Below are 15,981 nucleotides of genomic sequence, written 5' to 3'. Positions count from 1 at the left end.
GGTGCTGCACGAGCTCGATCTCGACGTGAAGGAAGGCGAGTTCCTCGTGTTGCTCGGTGCTTCGGGCTCGGGGAAAACCACGGCGCTGCGGATGATCGCCGGGCTCGAGACCGTGAGTTCCGGCATCATCACCATCGGGGGGCGGGATGTCACCAATGTGCTGCCCAAGAACCGCGACGTGGCGATGGTGTTTCAGTCCTATGCGCTTTATCCGCACAAGACAGTCGCCGAAAATATCGGCTATCCGCTAAAGATCCGAAGACTTCCAAAGCCCGAGATGGAAGCCCGCATCAAGGATGTGGCCGACCAGGTCCAGTTGACGCCCTACCTCGCGCGCTATCCCCGCCAGCTTTCGGGCGGGCAGAGACAGCGCGTGGCGCTGGCGCGGGCTATGGTCAGGCGGCCCAAGGTGTTCCTGATGGATGAGCCCCTGTCAAACCTTGACGCCAAATTGCGAGGTCACATGCGGGCAGAACTCGGTCACATGCAGCATGACCTCGGGATCACGACCATCTATGTGACCCATGACCAGATCGAGGCGATGACATTGGCTCACCGCGTCGCCCTGCTTGAAGGAGGCAAGCTGCAGCAGCTGGATACACCGGCGAATATCTACAACGATCCTGCCAATCTCTTCGTCGCGCAGTTCATCGGTTCGCCATCGATGAACGTTGTGCGCGGTACGCTTGACGGCAATCTTTTCATGACGGGCGGGACGAAAATCATGGTTCCGGTGATGGGCAAGGTTGCAGAGGCCGTGCTTGGCGTGCGTCCCGAGGACTGCGCCGTGACGGCGCCCGAGGAAGCCGACGTGAACGGGAATATCTACGCGATCGAACTCATCGGTGATCACACCTTAGTGACGGTCAAGACCGAGTCGGACATGCTCACGGTGAAGGCGGCGAAGGATTTCTCTGCGAAGGTCGGCAACGCCGTGGGGGTAAGATTGTCGAAGGACAACCTCTACCTCTTTGAAGCCGAACACGGTGTGCGGGTGCGATAGGGCGTCTGCTTCCCGGCCCGATGAGCAACCTCTCCGCGCCATGTGGAGTAAGCGGCGAAGGTCCGCGGATTACTATTCCTTCACAGGCCCGCTGGTTCCGCGGAGCAAGATCGACTATTTATTGGTGCGAGTTGTTACGTCGTCGCCATCTAAACTCTGGCGTTCAATTGTCCATTCTAATTTTTTGGAGTTTCGCCATGCCCTCCAAACCCAAGACAGTGGACACAACCAAAGCGACTAAAGCCGCGCTCTACGCCGCGCGCAAAGTCCTAACGCGCGACGCCCAAGAGGAGCTGCAGCTCCGCATTCCGTTCGACGTGTATTTCCAAGATCCCGCGCTCCGCACACTGCGTCGAAACTTCGACTTCGACGAAACCTTCGATGTGCCTTGGGAGCCGGGCATCGGCGACGGTCCCACAAGCGCCCGCTTCGCTGTTGTCGACTACGATTCCTCTGCGGAAACCCTTGCACCGCCTGCAACCTGGGACGCCGAGAACAATGTCTTCACGGACACAAATGGCGTGCCTCTCAACAAGGCCAACATCGCGTCACCGCAATATCGTCAGGTCAATGTCTGGGCCACTTTGCAAAATGCGCTCGACTTCTATGAGAACGGTTTTGGCCTCGGCCGACGTATCCCATTCGGCTTTGAGGGCAACAGGTTGATCGTCGTCCCCAACGCCGGCTACGGCGAGAACGCCTACTATGACCGCGACAGCAAGTCACTCCAATTCTACTATTTCGACAGCGGCGAGAAGCGCATCTATACCAGCCTTTCCGCCGACATCATCAATCACGAGTTCGGCCACGCCGTGCTCGATGGCCTCCGCCCTTTGCTGGCCGAGTCTGTCAGTGCCGAAACGGCCGCCGTTCACGAATTCTTCGGCGACCTGTCGGCCATCCTCATCGCCTTCCGCAACAACAAGCTGCGCAAATGGCTCGCTGCCGAAACCGGCGGCGACCTCTCCGTCGACAGTGCGCTGTCAAATTTGGCGGAGGAATTCGGCGGAGCCGTCCAGAACCAGCCATATTTGCGCAGCGCGCTGAACAAGCTACGCTACAGTTCAATCAAGGATGACCAACGCCAGCACTACATGTCGCAGGTTCTGACCGGCGCGATGTTCGACATCGTCCAGAGGCTGTCGCGCCACTACATGAAGCGCGGCCGAACCCTTGGGGAGGCCTTCTGGCATACCATCCGCCGCATGCAGTGCATGGCGATCCAGCCCCTGGATTTGTTGCCGCCCGTCGACGTGACGTTCGAGGACTATGCCCTCGCGGTGCTGCGCAATGAGGAAATCGTCAACCCGACCGATCCGGATGGCTACCGGCAGATGATGATTGACGTGTTTCTAGAGCGCGAGGTCCTAAGCCCTGAGACGGGTCGCAAGCTGCGGGAACCGCACGACGTTTTCACGCGGTTGCGCACGCAGGTCTATCATCACGCCGCCGATATCGCCAGTTCCCGCGCCGCGGCCTACCGCTTCCTCGACGACAACCGCAGCGCTCTTTTCATTCCCTACAGTGCCGATATCGCGGTGCAGGATCTCTCTACCGCAGTTAAACTCACTGCCGATGCGCGCCGCCAGCCGCGGCAGGTTCTCCTCCAGTACACCTGGCGGGAGGACGTTGTTCTCGAGGGCGGACGCTTCGGCCAGTTCGCCGGCGAGACGACCAGCATGCTGTGCGGCGGCACGCTGGCGCTCGATATCGACGGCAATCTGCTCTCCTGGATGCGCAAGCCCGGCACCCAGCCGCTCATGGGCAAGGGCGCTGACGAAAGTGCCGAAGAGCAGGGCGGCGCCCTGCGCAAGGAAGCGTTCCTCAATGCGCTGGCGGCTCGGATCAAGGCCGGGCGGATCGGCGAGATCGCGGGCGGCGAACTTGGCATCCTCGAGAAGACGGTTGCGCCCCTGACCGCCAACAAGGTCGGTGGCATTTTGCGCTTCTCGCTCTCGCCCCATGTGGGCATCCACAGCGACGAGCACGATGAAATGGGAGAAAGCCAATGGCAGATAAGCTCCTGATCCGTGCCTACAATGTGGGCTGCGGCGACTGCATCTATGTCCGCATTCCGAAGGCACGGAAGAAGGACGGCGAGGTCGACGACTTTCACATGCTGATCGATTGTGGCAGCAAAGCCGGGGAGGCGGTCCTCAAAGCCGCCCTCAATCTCCTGAAGCCTGAGCTGCCGCTCGCCAATGGCAAGCGGCGCCTCGATCTCGTCGTGCTCAGCCACGAGCACGAGGATCACATGAAGGGCTTCAACCCACTGTTTTTTGAGGACGTTGCCATCGAGAACATTTGGCTGAGCGCGGCCATGAATCGCAAGCATCCGCAATCCAAGATCGCTCGTGCCTTCCACAATCTCGCCGAAACGGCGATGCGTAATGTTGCCAAGCGCCGCGTCGCCCTTAGTCCGGCTCTGCAGGAGATGGTCAGTCTCTACAGCATCAGCAACGAGTCGGCTGTCAAAACGCTCACCGAAACCCTGCCGGAGCAAAACGGCATTGCACCGGTCTACGTCCATAGCGACAGCAAGGCCGCGGAGCTCAACCTCAAGACCCTCGTTGGCGACGTCGCGTTCACGATCCTCGGCCCCGATTACAATATCGACTACTACTATATGGGCGATGAAGGGGCCATCGATCTAAGGGCCTTCTCTGAGGCTGCCGCCGGCGTGCTCGCCTCGGGTCGAGCGCCGGCCGATGTGCAGCCTGGCAATATTAGCAGTCTCGACTTCCGCCGGTTGCAGTCGCGCATGATGTCCAACGCCTTTGCTTACACTGCCAAGGACAGCACCTTAATCAACAACACAAGCATCATGTTGTTAATCGGATGGCGCGGCCGACGCCTACTGCTTGTCGGCGATGCCGAATGGGAGGGGACATTCGTCGACGGGCAGCATAATGGTGCCTGGAATGTTGCGTGGAAAAGGCAGAGAGCGAAGCTCGACCAGCCGGTCGACTTCCTCAAGATTGGGCACCACGGCAGCACCAACGCCACCCCATGGAATGATAAGGAGGATCGCACCGTCACCGAGGCCAGCACCATTCTCGACGCTATCCTGCCGCTCCCCGCCGGCAACATGCCGAAATCCGGCCCAAAGGCGGTCGTCTCCACCGCCCGCACCCCTTATGACGTCATTCCGCGCTCCACTTTGTTGGTCGAGATCGCCAAACGCGTCTCCAATACAAAAATCTACGCGCCGCTGTTGTCTCCGGCGCAGATCCAAGGCCTCCCAAACTACGTCGGCTTCGAGGAGGCATTGCTCGGCGAGCCGCAACCTCAGCGCACCGACATGGAAACGCTGGTGACCGGAAAGCCCTATGTCGATATCGAGATCGAACCTGCGGCGGGGCATTAGCGGTAGTGCCACCACCGTGTGTCTGCGCCGCGTCGCGACCTGCGCTCCATGGAGTGGCGCGGCTATGGAAGGGTACCTTCACGGCCGGTTCCGGCCATCTGTTGCAACCAGCGCGCGAAATGCACCACGCGCGAGCGCGCGAGGCGCTCGCCGGAAATGTCGAGCCAGTAGCCGATTGGCCCCGTCACCACCACCGGGTCGAGCTGGATCAGGCTGCCGGACTGCAATTCGGCTTCGATCATGTTGCGGTCCACCACGGCAAGCCCCGCCCCGGTCAGAGCGGCCTGAATCACCATGTCGAGTGTGGCGAATTCCATGGCATTTTCAGGCAGATCCCGGCGGTCGCGCTGCGCGGCGGCAAACCAGTTGTCCCAAGTGGGTAGGCGGCGGGATTCATCCAGCACATAGAGCAAGCAGCTGCGACGGAAGCGCTCGGGGTCGGCCTGAAGCTCGGGCGCACACACCGCGATATGCTGTTCGGTCATCAGCCGCGTGCTGGTATGACGCTCCCGCGGACCGGCGCCGAAACGGATCACGCAGTCGAAACGAACATTATCATCGCCCCGCATATGCAGCGACAGGTCGAGATCGGGAAAGCGCTGGCGGAAGGAGGTCAGCCGCCGCGACAACCAGCGCGCGGCAAACGTCGGCGGCGCCAGTACCTTCAGGGTCTGCCGCGGGACCGTCGCGCGCACCTCGCGCACCGCGTCGTCGATCAGATCGAAAGACACCACCAGTCGCTCATGCAGCACGGCACCTGCTTCCGTCAGCGCGACGCTGTTGCCGATACGGCGGAAGAGCGCGACGTCGAGCGTGCTCTCGAGCTGTCGGATCTGCCGGCTGACCGCGCTCTGGGTCACACCCAGCCGGTGCGCCGCCTGGGTAAAGCTGAGACATTGCCCCACGGCGGCGAAGACCCGCAGAGACGTCAGGGACGGAGAAACCGACATCGTAACGACACCTGGCTTTGCGCCCGGAGCAGCAGGTCCCGGCCGACCGGTTCCGTCCCGCCCCGATCGGCATTGAGATCTGGACCCGGCATGTTCGACGCTTGCCGGCAGCGTCAGAAAGCGCCGCGCCCCGGCGCCGCCTCGATAAGATCGCGGGTATAGGGATGCTGCGGCCGGGTCAAGACCTGGCTTGCCGGGCCACGCTCGACCACATGGCCCTGGCTCATCACCACGATCTCGTCGCTGATCTGGGCTGCGACCCTGAGATCATGGGTGATGAAGACCACCGCGAGCGACAGGCGCTTCTGCAGATCGGCCAATAGATCGAGCACCTGTGCCTGGACCGAGACATCCAGCGCCGAGACGCTTTCGTCGGCGATCAGCACATCGGGCCGCATCGCCAGTGCCCGGGCGATGCCGATCCGCTGGCGCTGTCCGCCGGAAAAGGCAGCGGGACGGCGGTCATAGGCGCTGGATTGCAGGCCGACGAGTTCCAGCAGTTCCTTTGTCCGCGTGACCGCCTCCGTGCGGCTTGCACCCGACAGCATCGCGGCGCGCGCGATCATCGGCCCCACCTTACGGCGCGGATTGAGCGAACCGAAGGGGTCCTGGAAGATCATCTGGATCCGGCGCCGCATGCGGCGCAGCGCGCCTCCCTTGAGGTCGAGCATCGCCTGCCCGGCGACGGAAATCGTCCCCGAGGTCGGGTCGGTCAAGCGGATCAGGTTCTTGGCGATGGTGGACTTTCCCGACCCGGATTCGCCGACGATCGACAGCACCCGCCCCGGCGCGACCGAAAGCGCGATGTCATGCAGCACCTGCTTGACGCCATAGCAGTGGTTCAGCCCGGTGACCTCCAGCGCCGGCGCCTCGGTCCCGGCCGACGGGCGATCGTGCGGCACCAGACTCGGCACGGCCGCGATCAACGCTCGGGTATAGTCGTGCTGTGGCGATGTCAGCACTTGCTTGGCGCTGCCGACCTCCACCACCTCGCCACGGCGCATCACGGCGATCCGGTCGGCAATATCGGCCACCACGCCGAGGTCGTGGGTTATGAAGATGATGCCGTGGCCGTGGTTGTCGCGCAGTTCCCGGATCAGCTTCAGCACCTGGGCCTGGGTCGTTACATCGAGCGCAGTGGTCGGTTCGTCGGCGATCAGCAGCTTCGGGTTCATCGCCAGCGCCATGGCGATGACCACCCGCTGGCATTGGCCACCTGAAAGCTGGTGGGGGAAACTTTTAAGGATCCTGTCCGGCTCGGGCAGGTGCATTTCCTCGACCAGCTTGCGCGCCCGCGCGGCACGCTCGGCCCGCGAATAGTCGGAATGCAGCTCGAAAACCTCCTCGATTTGCCGGGCGACGGTCAGCGCCGGATTCAGCGAGGCCATCGGCTCCTGGAAGATCATGCCGATATCCTTGCCGCGAATGTCGCGCCACTGGCGTTCGCTCAGCGTGAGCAGGTCGCGCCCGCCCATGAGGGCCCCGCCGGCGGCGACGCGCAGTCCTTTCGGCGCGGCTCCCATTAGCGCGGCCGTCAGTACGGACTTGCCCGAGCCGGATTCGCCGACGACGCAGAGGATCTCGGCGGGCCTCACCTCCAGCGAGACGTCATGCACCGCGAAGGGCCGGTCGGCGCCTTTCGGCAGCGCCACGGAAAGATTGCGGATTTGCAGCAGGGGTTGGGTCATGCCTGGCGCTCCTTCGCGTCGTTCACCTCACGCAAGCCGTCGGCCAGCAGGCTGAGGCCAAGGGTCAGGGACGAAATCGCGATACAGGGGAAGATGACGAGATGAGGGAAGGCGATGGCCATGGACCGGCCTTCGTTGACCATGCCGCCCCAGTCGGGTGTCGGCGGCGGCAGGCCGAGCCCGAGGAAGCCGAGCGTGCCGATGGTGATCGCCGTGTAGCCGAGCCGCAGGCAGAAATCGACGGAGAGCGGGCCGGTCGTGTTGGGCAGGATGTCCACCAGCAGGATGCGCCAGGTGCTTTCGCCCTGGGTGATGGCGGCCTTGACGAAGTCGCGGCTGGCGATGTCGATGGTGATGCCGCGCACGATGCGGAAGATGGCGGGCGCGCTGCTGAACGTTACGGCAATGACGATGTTCACCGGCGAGGCGCCGATCACCACGATGATGACGATGTAGAGCACCAGCACCGGGAAACTCAGCACCACGTTGGCGAGGAACGAAAGCACCGCATCCGTCCGCCCTCCGGCATACCCTGCCACGAGGCCGAGGATCAGCCCGAACGCGTAGGCGGTCAGCGTTGCAAGCGTGGAGTAGATCACCACCGTGCGGGCGCCCCAGACGAGGCGCGAGAAGATGTCGCGCCCCAGCATGTCGGTGCCGAACAGAAAGAATTCGCCCTTGGCGCCCACCGTCATCGGCTTGGTGAGCGGCTGCAGCGTCTGCAGGGGATCATAGGGAGCGATCAGCGGCGCGAGGATGGCGACCAGCAGCCAGCCGAGGGCCAGCACGCCGCCCACCAGGACGAGGGGTTTTGTCAGATAGGGAAACAGCGTCTTCATGCCTCGGCTCCCAGAGCGATGCGTGGATTCAGCCAGCCGTAGATCAGGTCGGACAGGATCTGGCTCAGCACGACGACGAGAACCGAAACCATGGCGCAGGCTTCGATCAGGTAGATATCCTGGTTCAGCGCCGCGTCGTAAAGAAGCGTGCCGAAGCCCTTGTAGGCGTAGAAGACCTCGATCACGATGACGCCCGACAGAAGCCAGGGTAATTGCAGCATGATGACCGTGATCGGGGTGATCAGCGCATTGCGCAGCGCATGACGCAGCACGATGCGGCCCATGCCGGCGCCCTTAAGCCGCGCGGTGCGGATGTAGTGGGTGCCCATCACGTCGGCCATCGAGGCCCGCGTCACCCGCGCAAGATAGCCCATCGAATAGAGCCCGAGCACCGACACGGGCAGGACCAGTTCGGCCAGCGAAAACCCCGAGATCATCGCGCTCGCCCCCGGCAGCAGACCCAGCCAGAAGACGAAGATCCCCGACAGGAACACCGCCGAGGCGAAATCCGGTATGGAGGTGGTCACCACCGAGAAGACCGAGATCACCCGGTCGAGGAGCGAGCCCGGCCGCATGCCGGCAAGCACGCCGAGGCCGAGGCCGAAGACCACGATCACAAGCAGGGCTCCGCCGGCGAGAAGGCCCGAAGCCGCAAGACGCGGCATCACCATCTCCGCCACCGGGGCGCGGAAGAAGGTGGACATGCCCCAGTCTCCCGTCACGAAATTGCCAAGCCAGCGCACGTAGCGCAGGGCGAAAGCATCGTTATAACCGTTCTGCGCCAGCCAGGCCGCGCGCTGCTCGACGGTCGAATATTGTCCCAGCACCTTGACCGCGACATCCTCGACATTCACTTCCAGCGCCAGAAAGATCAGGAACGAGACCACCAGCATCGTCGCGACCGCAATCGCGACCTTTCTCATCAGGAATATGCCCAGAAACACCGATTCTCCCCCTTCTCCCTGAGATGCGGCCAAGGCCGCATCCTTTGCTCCCGCATGTTCTGACGGCCGGGCGCCCGGCACCCGGCCGTCTCGCCCATTCTCAGGCGAGCCAGACGCCATCCATGCGGAAGTAATCCGACGGATGCAGCACGAAGCCGCGGACCTTTTCGGCCGCCGCGCTAAGGCGCTCGGCCCAGAACGGCTGTACCATCACGGCATTGTCCTGGAGGATGCGTTCGACCTCCTGCATGGCGGCTTTGCGCGCCTGCGGATCGACCACGGCCATCGCCTTGTCCAGCGCTGCATCGAATTCGGGGCTGGCGAAGCGGCTTTCGTTCCAGGACCCGCCCGAACGGTAGGCGAGGTCCAGGGTCATCGTACCCAGCGGACGATGCGCCCAGAATGTCAGGCCGAAAGGCACCTTGTTCCAGATCGGCCAATATTGCGATGCGGGCAGCACGTTGAGCTTCAGCCGGATGCCCGCTTCCGCAAGGTTCTGCTGCAACACCTGCGCGGTGTCCTGCTCCCATTTGCCCTGCGTGTTGCCGAGGGTCAGCTCGATATCCAGCCCGTCGGCATAACCGGCCCCGGCCAGCAGCGCCTTGGCCTTTTCCACATCGCGCGCAGTCGCCGGCAAGGGGAAATAGTCGGCCTGCGTGGGCGAGACATGGTGGTTCGCGCCCAGATCGCCCTGGCCGCGATAGGCGACATCGAGCATCTGCTGGTTGTTGGCGGCCAGCACGACCGCCTTGCGAACACGGATATCGTCGAAGGGCTTCTGATCCACCTGCATGCGCATGACGATGGTGTTTGCGCCCTTGACCGAGAGGATCTGGATGTTGGGCAGCGATTTCATCAGGTCGTATTCGGCGATGGTGGCGCGATAGATGACATCCACCTGCCCGCTGGAGAGCGCCGCCAGGTGCATCGTCACATCCGGGCCGAGGTCGATGTACTGGATTTCGTCCAGACGGGCGGGCGTGCCCCAGTAATCAGGCCGCTTGCGGAAGATGGCCTGCCGGCCGACCTCGTGGCTGACCAGCGCGAACGGCCCCGTTCCCACTGGATCGGCCGGCCAGTTGCCCTTGAAGCTGCGGTGCACGATGGGGCAGGTGTAGGAATAAAGCTGTTCGGGCAGCGACGCCATGGCGCGCGACAGGGTGATGCGTACGCTGTGATCGCCGGTCTTTTCCACGCGCGAGATCACGCCGAAGGCGGTCTTGTTCGAGCTTTGCGAATCCGGGGCGATCCAGCGCTCGATGTTGAAGATCACGTCCTCGGGCAAGAAATCGTCGCCGTTCGACCATTTGGCGCGTTCGTCCAGCTCGAAGTCCCAGACGGTGAGGTCCGCCGAGGGTGTCCAGCTTTTCGCCAAATAGGGGTGGGTGACGTTGTGCTCGTCGACATAGGTCAGGAATTCGAGGCTGTTGCGGAACAGGTTCGATGCCTCGATCCAGTTGGTCATCATCGGATCGGTGATTTCCTGGATCTGGCAGGCAAAGCGCAGGGTGCCGCCGTCCTTCGGGGTTTCCTGGGCGAATGCCTTGCCGCCGAACGCGTTTGCGCCGCCCACGGCTACGCCGAGCCAAGCCAGAGCGCGCAGAAAGCCGCGCCGGTCGATCTCCCCGGCCGCAAAGCGCTGCTTCAGCGTCTCGGCCTGCGGATGAAGCGGCGCGCCGCTGAGTGTCTTGTAGTCCGTCATTTCCTCTTCTCCCTTTTTTAGAAATGCCTCACTGGCCGGACCGCGATCCGGTCCGGCCCTCCCCTCAGGCAACCGCTGCCATGGGCGTGGCGAAACGCCCGGCCGCCGGACGCGGCTCGCGCGGCTTGCGTTTGCCGGCGGTGTAGTCGTTGATCAGGTCGCAAGGCGTGTAGTTGCGCTCGATCTCGAAGACCTCCTCGTCGTCCAGATCGATCGACAGCGCGGCCAGCGCGCTGTCGAACTGCGCCTTCGTGTCGGCGCCGACCAGCATGGACGAAATCTCCGGCTTCCTCAGAACCCAGGCCTGAGCGACCTGCGCCGGGGTGATGCCGCGCGCCTCGGCCACGCGGGCGACGGACATGGCAATGTCGCGCGAGGCGCGATCATTATACATCTCAGCGGTGAAGAAATCGGTCTGGTTGCGGATCGAGTTCATGTCATTGGTCAGGATGCCGCGCGCCAGCGGGCTGAAGACAGAAACGCCGACGCCCCGATCCACGCAGAAGGGGATCATCTCGCGCTCTTCCTCGCGGTAGGCGCAATTGAGCTGAAGCTGCATGTTGATCGGGCGGGCCCAGCCGTTCCGTTCGCAGACGTTCAGGATTTTGGCGAACTGCCAGGTGAACATGGTCGAGACGCCGATGTAGCGCGTCTTGCCCGCGCGCACGAGGTCGTTCATCGCCTCCATGGTCTCTTCGACCGGGGTTTCGGCATCGAAGTAATGCAACATGTAGATATCGACATAATCGCTCTTCATGCGCGCGAGAGAGCCGTCCATCGCGTCGAAGACGCGCTTGCGCGAATGGCCGCCATTGTTGGCGCCGCCACCGATCGGGTAGCCCAGCTTGGTGGTGATGATCAGCTCGTCACGCCGCGCCAGGCGCCGCAGCACGTTGCAAACCACTTCCTCACCTGCACCCGCCGAGTAGAAGTCGGCAAGGTCGATGAAGTTCACGCCGTTGTCGAGCGCATGGCCGATGATCGGCTCGCTTTCGGTTTCGTCGAAAATCCATGGTTTCCACGACTTGGAGCCCATGTTCATCGTGCCGAGGCAGAGCCGCGAGACCTTGAGGCCGGATTGGCCGAGACGGATATATTGCATCGTTTGAGACTTTCGGGTTGAGCGATGGGAGGCGCGCGCCCGGGGCATGCCCCGGGAAAATCCGGTGCGGGATCAGTCGCCGAAATAGACCCAGACCCCCTTGGTCCGGGTATAGGAAGACAGCGAATGGATGGCCATTTCCTTGCCCCAGCCGCTTTCCTTGAAGCCGCCGAAGGGGCTGGAAAGGCCGTAGCAGCCGTAGCGGTTGACGAAGACCATGCCCGCATCCAGCCGCTCGGCCATGCGGTGCGCCAGCGTCACGTTGCCGGTGTAGACCCCGGCGGCGAGCCCGTAGGCCGTGCCGTTCGCGATTGCGACCGCCTCTTCCGGCGTCGAGAACGGCGTGCAGGACAGCACCGGTCCGAAGATCTCCTCCTGCGCGATGCGGGCGGTTTCCGGCACGTTCGAGAAGATGGTGGGGCGGATGAAAAGGCCGTTCGCATTCTCGCCCGCGCGGTCGTCCCGCCCGCCCGCGACAAGCTCGGCCTCGGTCTTGCCGATCTCGATATAGCTCATGATGCGGCGGAACTGCGCCTCGTTGCATTGTGGACCCTGCTGGGTCTCCGGCGCCAGCGGATCGCCGCAGCGCACCGCCTCGGCCTTGGCGATCAACCGCTCCAGAACGTAGTCGTAGATGCCTTTCTGGATCAGGAAGCGCGTCGGCTCGGAGCACTTCTCGCCCTTGTGCGAGAACATCACGGTGAAGGCGCGGTCGATCGCCCCGTCGAGGTTCGGCGTATCATCAAAGAAGATGCAGGGCGACTTGCCGCCAAGCTCCAAGGTTACGGCCTTGAGGTTGGAAACGCCCGAATTCTGCACGATCTTGCGCCCGACCACGGTCGAGCCGGTGAAGGAGACCTTGTGCACGTTGCGGCTCAACGTGAGTTGGTTCGCCGCCTCGCCATCGGTAAGGATGAGGTTCAGCAGGCCCTTCGGCAGGTCAAGTTCCCGGCCGATCAGTTCGAAGAGGTAGAGCGTGGCAAGCGGGGTAAATTCCGAGGGTTTCATCACCACGGTGTTGCCCATGGCAAGCGCCGGAGCGATCTTCAGGCTGGCCTGGTAAAGCGGGAAATTCCACGGTGCGATCAGCCCGCAGACGCCGACCGGATCCTTCGAGGTGAAGTTCAGGAACCCGTCCTCGACCGGTGAAACCTCGCCGTAATACTTGTCCGTCCAGCCCGCATAATATTCGAAAATGTCGGCGCAGGTCGGGATGTCGTCGACCAGCGCCTCGGCATAGGTCTTGCCGTTCGCGAGCGATTCCAGCAGCGAGAGTTTTTCGACATTCTCGCGGATAAGCCGGGCGATGGCGTTCAGCAGGTCGGCCCGCGCCTTGCGCGACGTCTTTCGGCTCCAGACCTCGCTGCGGTGGCAGCGGTTGGCGGCGAGCGCGGCGGTCTCGACCTGGTCCGCGTCGGCGAGCGCGATCGAGCAGAGCAGCTTGCCGGTCGCCGGGTTCATCACCTTCCATTCGGCGCCCGCGCCCCGGACCCATTCGCCGTCGATATACTGCTTCTTCTCCGCGGCCAGCCAGCGTTCGGCCCAAGCGAGATCAGTTTGCTGCAACATGTCTTTCATGCCTTGGTTTGTGAGAGAGTGAGGTTGGAAATCCCTATGGAAAGTTTCAGCCGGCTTCCGCCTCGGCCACCTTGCGGCGCACGAAGGCAAGGTCTCCCGCCGCCTCCTTCGCCACCGCCGAGGCGTGGCTATAGCCCTTGAGCTGCTTCAGCCGGATCAGCGAGGGCAGCAGGCTTGTGGCGTTGTCAGTGTTGCGCGCCGCATCGGGCCGCATCCCCTGCACGCAGTTGTGTCGCAGGGTGGAAACCCCGGCCTGCAGGATCGCGATCATGTCGAGGAGGCCGGTAATGACCACGGCTTCCCACGGGTTGTAGTCCATTTCGCCATGATCTCCGGTCATGGCCACCGCGGCGGCGCGGCCGCAGGCCAGCATGCCGCACTGCACCATGAATTCCGGAATGGTCGGGTTGACCTTGCCCGGTATGGCCGACGATCCAGGCTGCACCGCAGGCAGGCGGATTTCGCCGAGGCCGCCATGCGGTCCCGATGCCATCAGTCGCAGGTCCTTGGCGAAGCGGATGAGCGTGCGCGCGGTCTGGTCGAGCGATCCGGCCAGCGCCAGCAGGCGGTCATGCGCCTGCGAGGCGGCGAACAGGTTGTCGGTGCGAACGAGCCCGTCGGGCAGGCGCGCCTGTGCGAGCTGCTCGTTGAGCACGGGAATGATCCGCGCGAAGAAGGCAGGTTCGCAATCGGTCGAACGGCCGATGATATTGCCGCCGATGCTGATGCGGCGCAGCCCCTCGGCGTCCTGCGCGGCCCGCGCAACATTGAGCCGCAGGCAGGCGGCGACGCCGCCGAGATAGTCCTTAAAGCCGATGTCAACCGCATCCTGAAGACAGGTGCGGGCGAGCTTGCGCAGCGGCGCCCATTCGGCGCCCAGCCGGTCAAGATCCGCCGCAAGCCCTTCTATTTCCTGCGAAAGACCCTCGAAGGCGACCAGCGCGGCGATATGGCAACCGGTGGAAAGGCAATCGGCCGTGGAATGGTTGAGGTTCACATGGTCGTTCGGATGGATCGGCGCATAGCTGCCGTAGGCGGCACCGAAACCTTCGGCATTGGCGAGATTGGCCAGCACTTCGTTGACATTCATGTTGAAGGAAATGCCGCCGCCGCCATGGAAGGCATGGACCGGGAAAGCCTCAGGGCGCGGCCGCGCCAGTAGCTCATCGACCGCGCGGGTGATCGCCTCGCCCATGGCGGCATCGATCGCGCCGATCTCGATATTGGTGCGTGCCGCCGCTTTCTTGACCTGAAGCATGGCCTCAAGGAGCAGCGGATAATCGGAAAACCGCGCCGCGCCACCAAGCGGATAGAGTTCGACCGCCCGTTGCGTCTGGATGCCGAACAGGGCCGACGACGGTACGGTGTGTGCGCCGATGCTGTCGAATTCCTGACGGGTCGGGGGATGTTCTGGGGTCATGCACGCTGTTCTCCTCTCCAGCGGGGCGCATAGATCGGGTATTTGACCACCTGTGACAAACGACTATCGCGCAGAGGTCATTCCTAAAACTCATGCGCTGCGCGAGGCCGGATGACAGACCCACACCTGAGAAAGCGACCACGCCGCCCGGCAGGTGGTTGCCGCCGTGGCATCCCGCTTTGTGCAGGAAGACCGCCGCTATCGTTTTGTCGCTATCCATTTGACTATGCTGCCGGCGATCTTCGCGTATGATGCCGGACGTTTCCCGCACCGCCGCACCCGAGCCGGCGAGTGCGCAACATCGTTCGAGAGGATCATGCGAAAGCTTCCCGGTTTGTCGGCAATGAGGGTGTTCGAAGTGGTCGGGCAGACCCGCAGTTTCACGCGGGCGGCCGAACGGCTGAACCTGACGCAGAGCGCCGTCAGCAAGCAGATCAAGAATCTCGAGGACGACATCCGCGAACCGCTGATCATCCGTCATCACCACCGCCTCGAACTGACCCCGGCAGGCACGGCCCTGCTCGAAACCATCCGGCAGGCGTTTCACGACATCGAGATGTCGCTGCGCGGCATCGCCGAAAAGCAAAACCGGAACCGGCTCCGGATCAATGTGCCGCCGACATTCGCCAAGCGCTGGCTGGTGCCGCGGCTGGCGGGCCTCAAGAGCAGCCTGCCGGAAATCGACATCAGCATCGGTACGGAGCTTTCCGACAGCATGGCGGAACGGGGTCTGCTTGACTGCGCCGTCCGTTTCGGCGACGGCGAATGGCCGACACTCGATGCCAGCCTGCTGATGAGCGAGAAACATATCGTCGTCGCCGCGCCGTCTCTTCTCGAAGGCAAGGTGCTCGCCACGCCCGGCGACCTCGCGCAGTTCACGTTCCTGCATGTGCTGGCCTCGCCCGACCAGCGTTACCTCACCTGGCGGCACTGGCTGGATGCAGCCGGCTTCCCGGATCTGGACACGAGCCGCGGACTGGAATTCGACGTTCTCGACCTCGCCATCGAGGCGGCGCGCTGTGGCCTCGGCGTCACCATCGCCGACCGCTCCATGGTGCGGAACGACCTTCGCAGCGGAACGCTGCGGCAGCTTTTCGACATTCAGGTCGAGGGCCATGAATCCTACTGGTTCGTCACCCGGCCGCAGGCTGCTCTCGCACCCAACGTCCAGGCGTTCCGCGCGTGGCTGTTCTGCGAAGCCGAGGCGGAAAGCCGATGAGCTCGGCCCGACCATTCCTCTGAGGAATGCTGCACCCGAAAATTACTCGTTTGTGCATTTCCACCCGCGAGCCCATCTGAAAGGGCACAGCGAACGCGGCTAGGGAGAGAGGTCGCGCCGTGATTTCTCGAGGTTCTCTCCTTCGGCCGCCCCGTCTCTTTGGCGACTG

General features: G+C 63.2%; 12 protein-coding genes. 4 read left to right on the top strand and 8 right to left on the bottom strand.

Translation table 11 applies throughout. The features are described from left to right. Position 1 precedes the first annotated feature (1 nt). The 3 genes from BC360_RS30220 (at position 2) to BC360_RS30210 (ending at position 4,370) form a co-directional block, all read left to right on the top strand. Entirely contained in the window at positions 2–1,003 is a 1,002-nt protein-coding gene (locus tag BC360_RS30220; protein ID WP_320416839.1) for an ABC transporter ATP-binding protein, read from the top strand. A gap of 131 nt (positions 1,004–1,134) precedes the next feature. Continuing rightward, complete coding sequence (locus tag BC360_RS30215; RefSeq protein WP_244512997.1) at positions 1,135–3,030, top strand: serine protease; 1,896 nt, start codon at positions 1,135–1,137, stop codon at positions 3,028–3,030. Continuing rightward, the gene (locus tag BC360_RS30210; protein ID WP_065797964.1) at positions 3,012–4,370 is read left to right on the top strand and encodes a hypothetical protein; all 1,359 of its coding nucleotides are present in this window, start codon (positions 3,012–3,014) and stop codon (positions 4,368–4,370) included. The genes BC360_RS30215 and BC360_RS30210 overlap by 19 nt, the downstream gene beginning before the upstream one ends. Before the next feature lie 62 nt (positions 4,371–4,432). On the opposite strand, the gene BC360_RS30205 is transcribed toward BC360_RS30210, so the two are convergent. The 8 genes from BC360_RS30205 to BC360_RS30170 form a co-directional block, all read right to left on the bottom strand. Continuing rightward, positions 4,433–5,320, bottom strand: coding sequence for a LysR substrate-binding domain-containing protein (locus tag BC360_RS30205; protein WP_065797963.1), 888 nt, complete (start codon positions 5,318–5,320; stop codon positions 4,433–4,435). A gap of 113 nt (positions 5,321–5,433) precedes the next feature. Further along, positions 5,434–7,008, bottom strand: a complete 1,575-nt coding sequence (locus BC360_RS30200) for a dipeptide ABC transporter ATP-binding protein (RefSeq protein ID WP_065797962.1) — start codon at positions 7,006–7,008, stop codon at positions 5,434–5,436. Further along, positions 7,005–7,847, bottom strand: coding sequence for an ABC transporter permease (locus tag BC360_RS30195; protein WP_065797961.1), 843 nt, complete (start codon positions 7,845–7,847; stop codon positions 7,005–7,007). The genes BC360_RS30200 and BC360_RS30195 overlap by 4 nt, the downstream gene beginning before the upstream one ends. Then, complete coding sequence (locus tag BC360_RS30190) at positions 7,844–8,791, bottom strand: ABC transporter permease (RefSeq protein WP_244512996.1); 948 nt, start codon at positions 8,789–8,791, stop codon at positions 7,844–7,846. The genes BC360_RS30195 and BC360_RS30190 overlap by 4 nt, the downstream gene beginning before the upstream one ends. Positions 8,792–8,891: 100 nt before the next feature. Beyond that, positions 8,892–10,493 (bottom strand): ABC transporter substrate-binding protein, encoded by a 1,602-nt coding sequence (locus BC360_RS30185; RefSeq protein ID WP_065797959.1) that lies wholly within the window; start codon positions 10,491–10,493, stop codon positions 8,892–8,894. 64 nt (positions 10,494–10,557) lie between these two features. Further along, positions 10,558–11,595, bottom strand: a complete 1,038-nt coding sequence (locus BC360_RS30180; protein ID WP_065797958.1) for an aldo/keto reductase — start codon at positions 11,593–11,595, stop codon at positions 10,558–10,560. A gap of 72 nt (positions 11,596–11,667) precedes the next feature. Continuing rightward, complete coding sequence (locus BC360_RS30175; RefSeq protein ID WP_065797957.1) at positions 11,668–13,164, bottom strand: aldehyde dehydrogenase family protein; 1,497 nt, start codon at positions 13,162–13,164, stop codon at positions 11,668–11,670. A 55-nt stretch (positions 13,165–13,219) separates the two neighbouring features. After that, positions 13,220–14,593, bottom strand: coding sequence for a lyase family protein (locus tag BC360_RS30170; RefSeq protein ID WP_065797956.1), 1,374 nt, complete (start codon positions 14,591–14,593; stop codon positions 13,220–13,222). A gap of 316 nt (positions 14,594–14,909) precedes the next feature. Between BC360_RS30170 and BC360_RS30165 the strand changes: the two genes are divergently transcribed. Continuing rightward, positions 14,910–15,812, top strand: coding sequence for a LysR substrate-binding domain-containing protein (locus tag BC360_RS30165; protein WP_139110258.1), 903 nt, complete (start codon positions 14,910–14,912; stop codon positions 15,810–15,812). The last annotated feature ends 169 nt before the right edge of the window (positions 15,813–15,981 follow it).

The organism is Ensifer sp. LC163 (assembly GCF_001695855.1).
GTDB lineage: Bacteria > Pseudomonadota > Alphaproteobacteria > Rhizobiales > Rhizobiaceae > Ensifer.
Note: the sequence above shows the minus strand (reverse complement) of the source record. Positions and strands in the feature narration are given on the sequence as shown.

Coding starts and splice junctions, on each gene's coding strand:
- BC360_RS30210 (WP_065797964.1), top strand. CDS start 3,012: ATGGCAGATAAGCTCCTGATCCGTGCCTACAATGTGGGCTGCGGCGAC.
- BC360_RS30205 (WP_065797963.1), bottom strand. CDS start 5,320: ATGTCGGTTTCTCCGTCCCTGACGTCTCTGCGGGTCTTCGCCGCCGTG.
- BC360_RS30200 (WP_065797962.1), bottom strand. CDS start 7,008: ATGACCCAACCCCTGCTGCAAATCCGCAATCTTTCCGTGGCGCTGCCG.
- BC360_RS30195 (WP_065797961.1), bottom strand. CDS start 7,847: ATGAAGACGCTGTTTCCCTATCTGACAAAACCCCTCGTCCTGGTGGGC.
- BC360_RS30185 (WP_065797959.1), bottom strand. CDS start 10,493: ATGACGGACTACAAGACACTCAGCGGCGCGCCGCTTCATCCGCAGGCC.
- BC360_RS30180 (WP_065797958.1), bottom strand. CDS start 11,595: ATGCAATATATCCGTCTCGGCCAATCCGGCCTCAAGGTCTCGCGGCTC.
- BC360_RS30175 (WP_065797957.1), bottom strand. CDS start 13,164: ATGTTGCAGCAAACTGATCTCGCTTGGGCCGAACGCTGGCTGGCCGCG.
- BC360_RS30170 (WP_065797956.1), bottom strand. CDS start 14,593: ATGACCCCAGAACATCCCCCGACCCGTCAGGAATTCGACAGCATCGGC.
- BC360_RS30165 (WP_139110258.1), top strand. CDS start 14,910: ATGCGAAAGCTTCCCGGTTTGTCGGCAATGAGGGTGTTCGAAGTGGTC.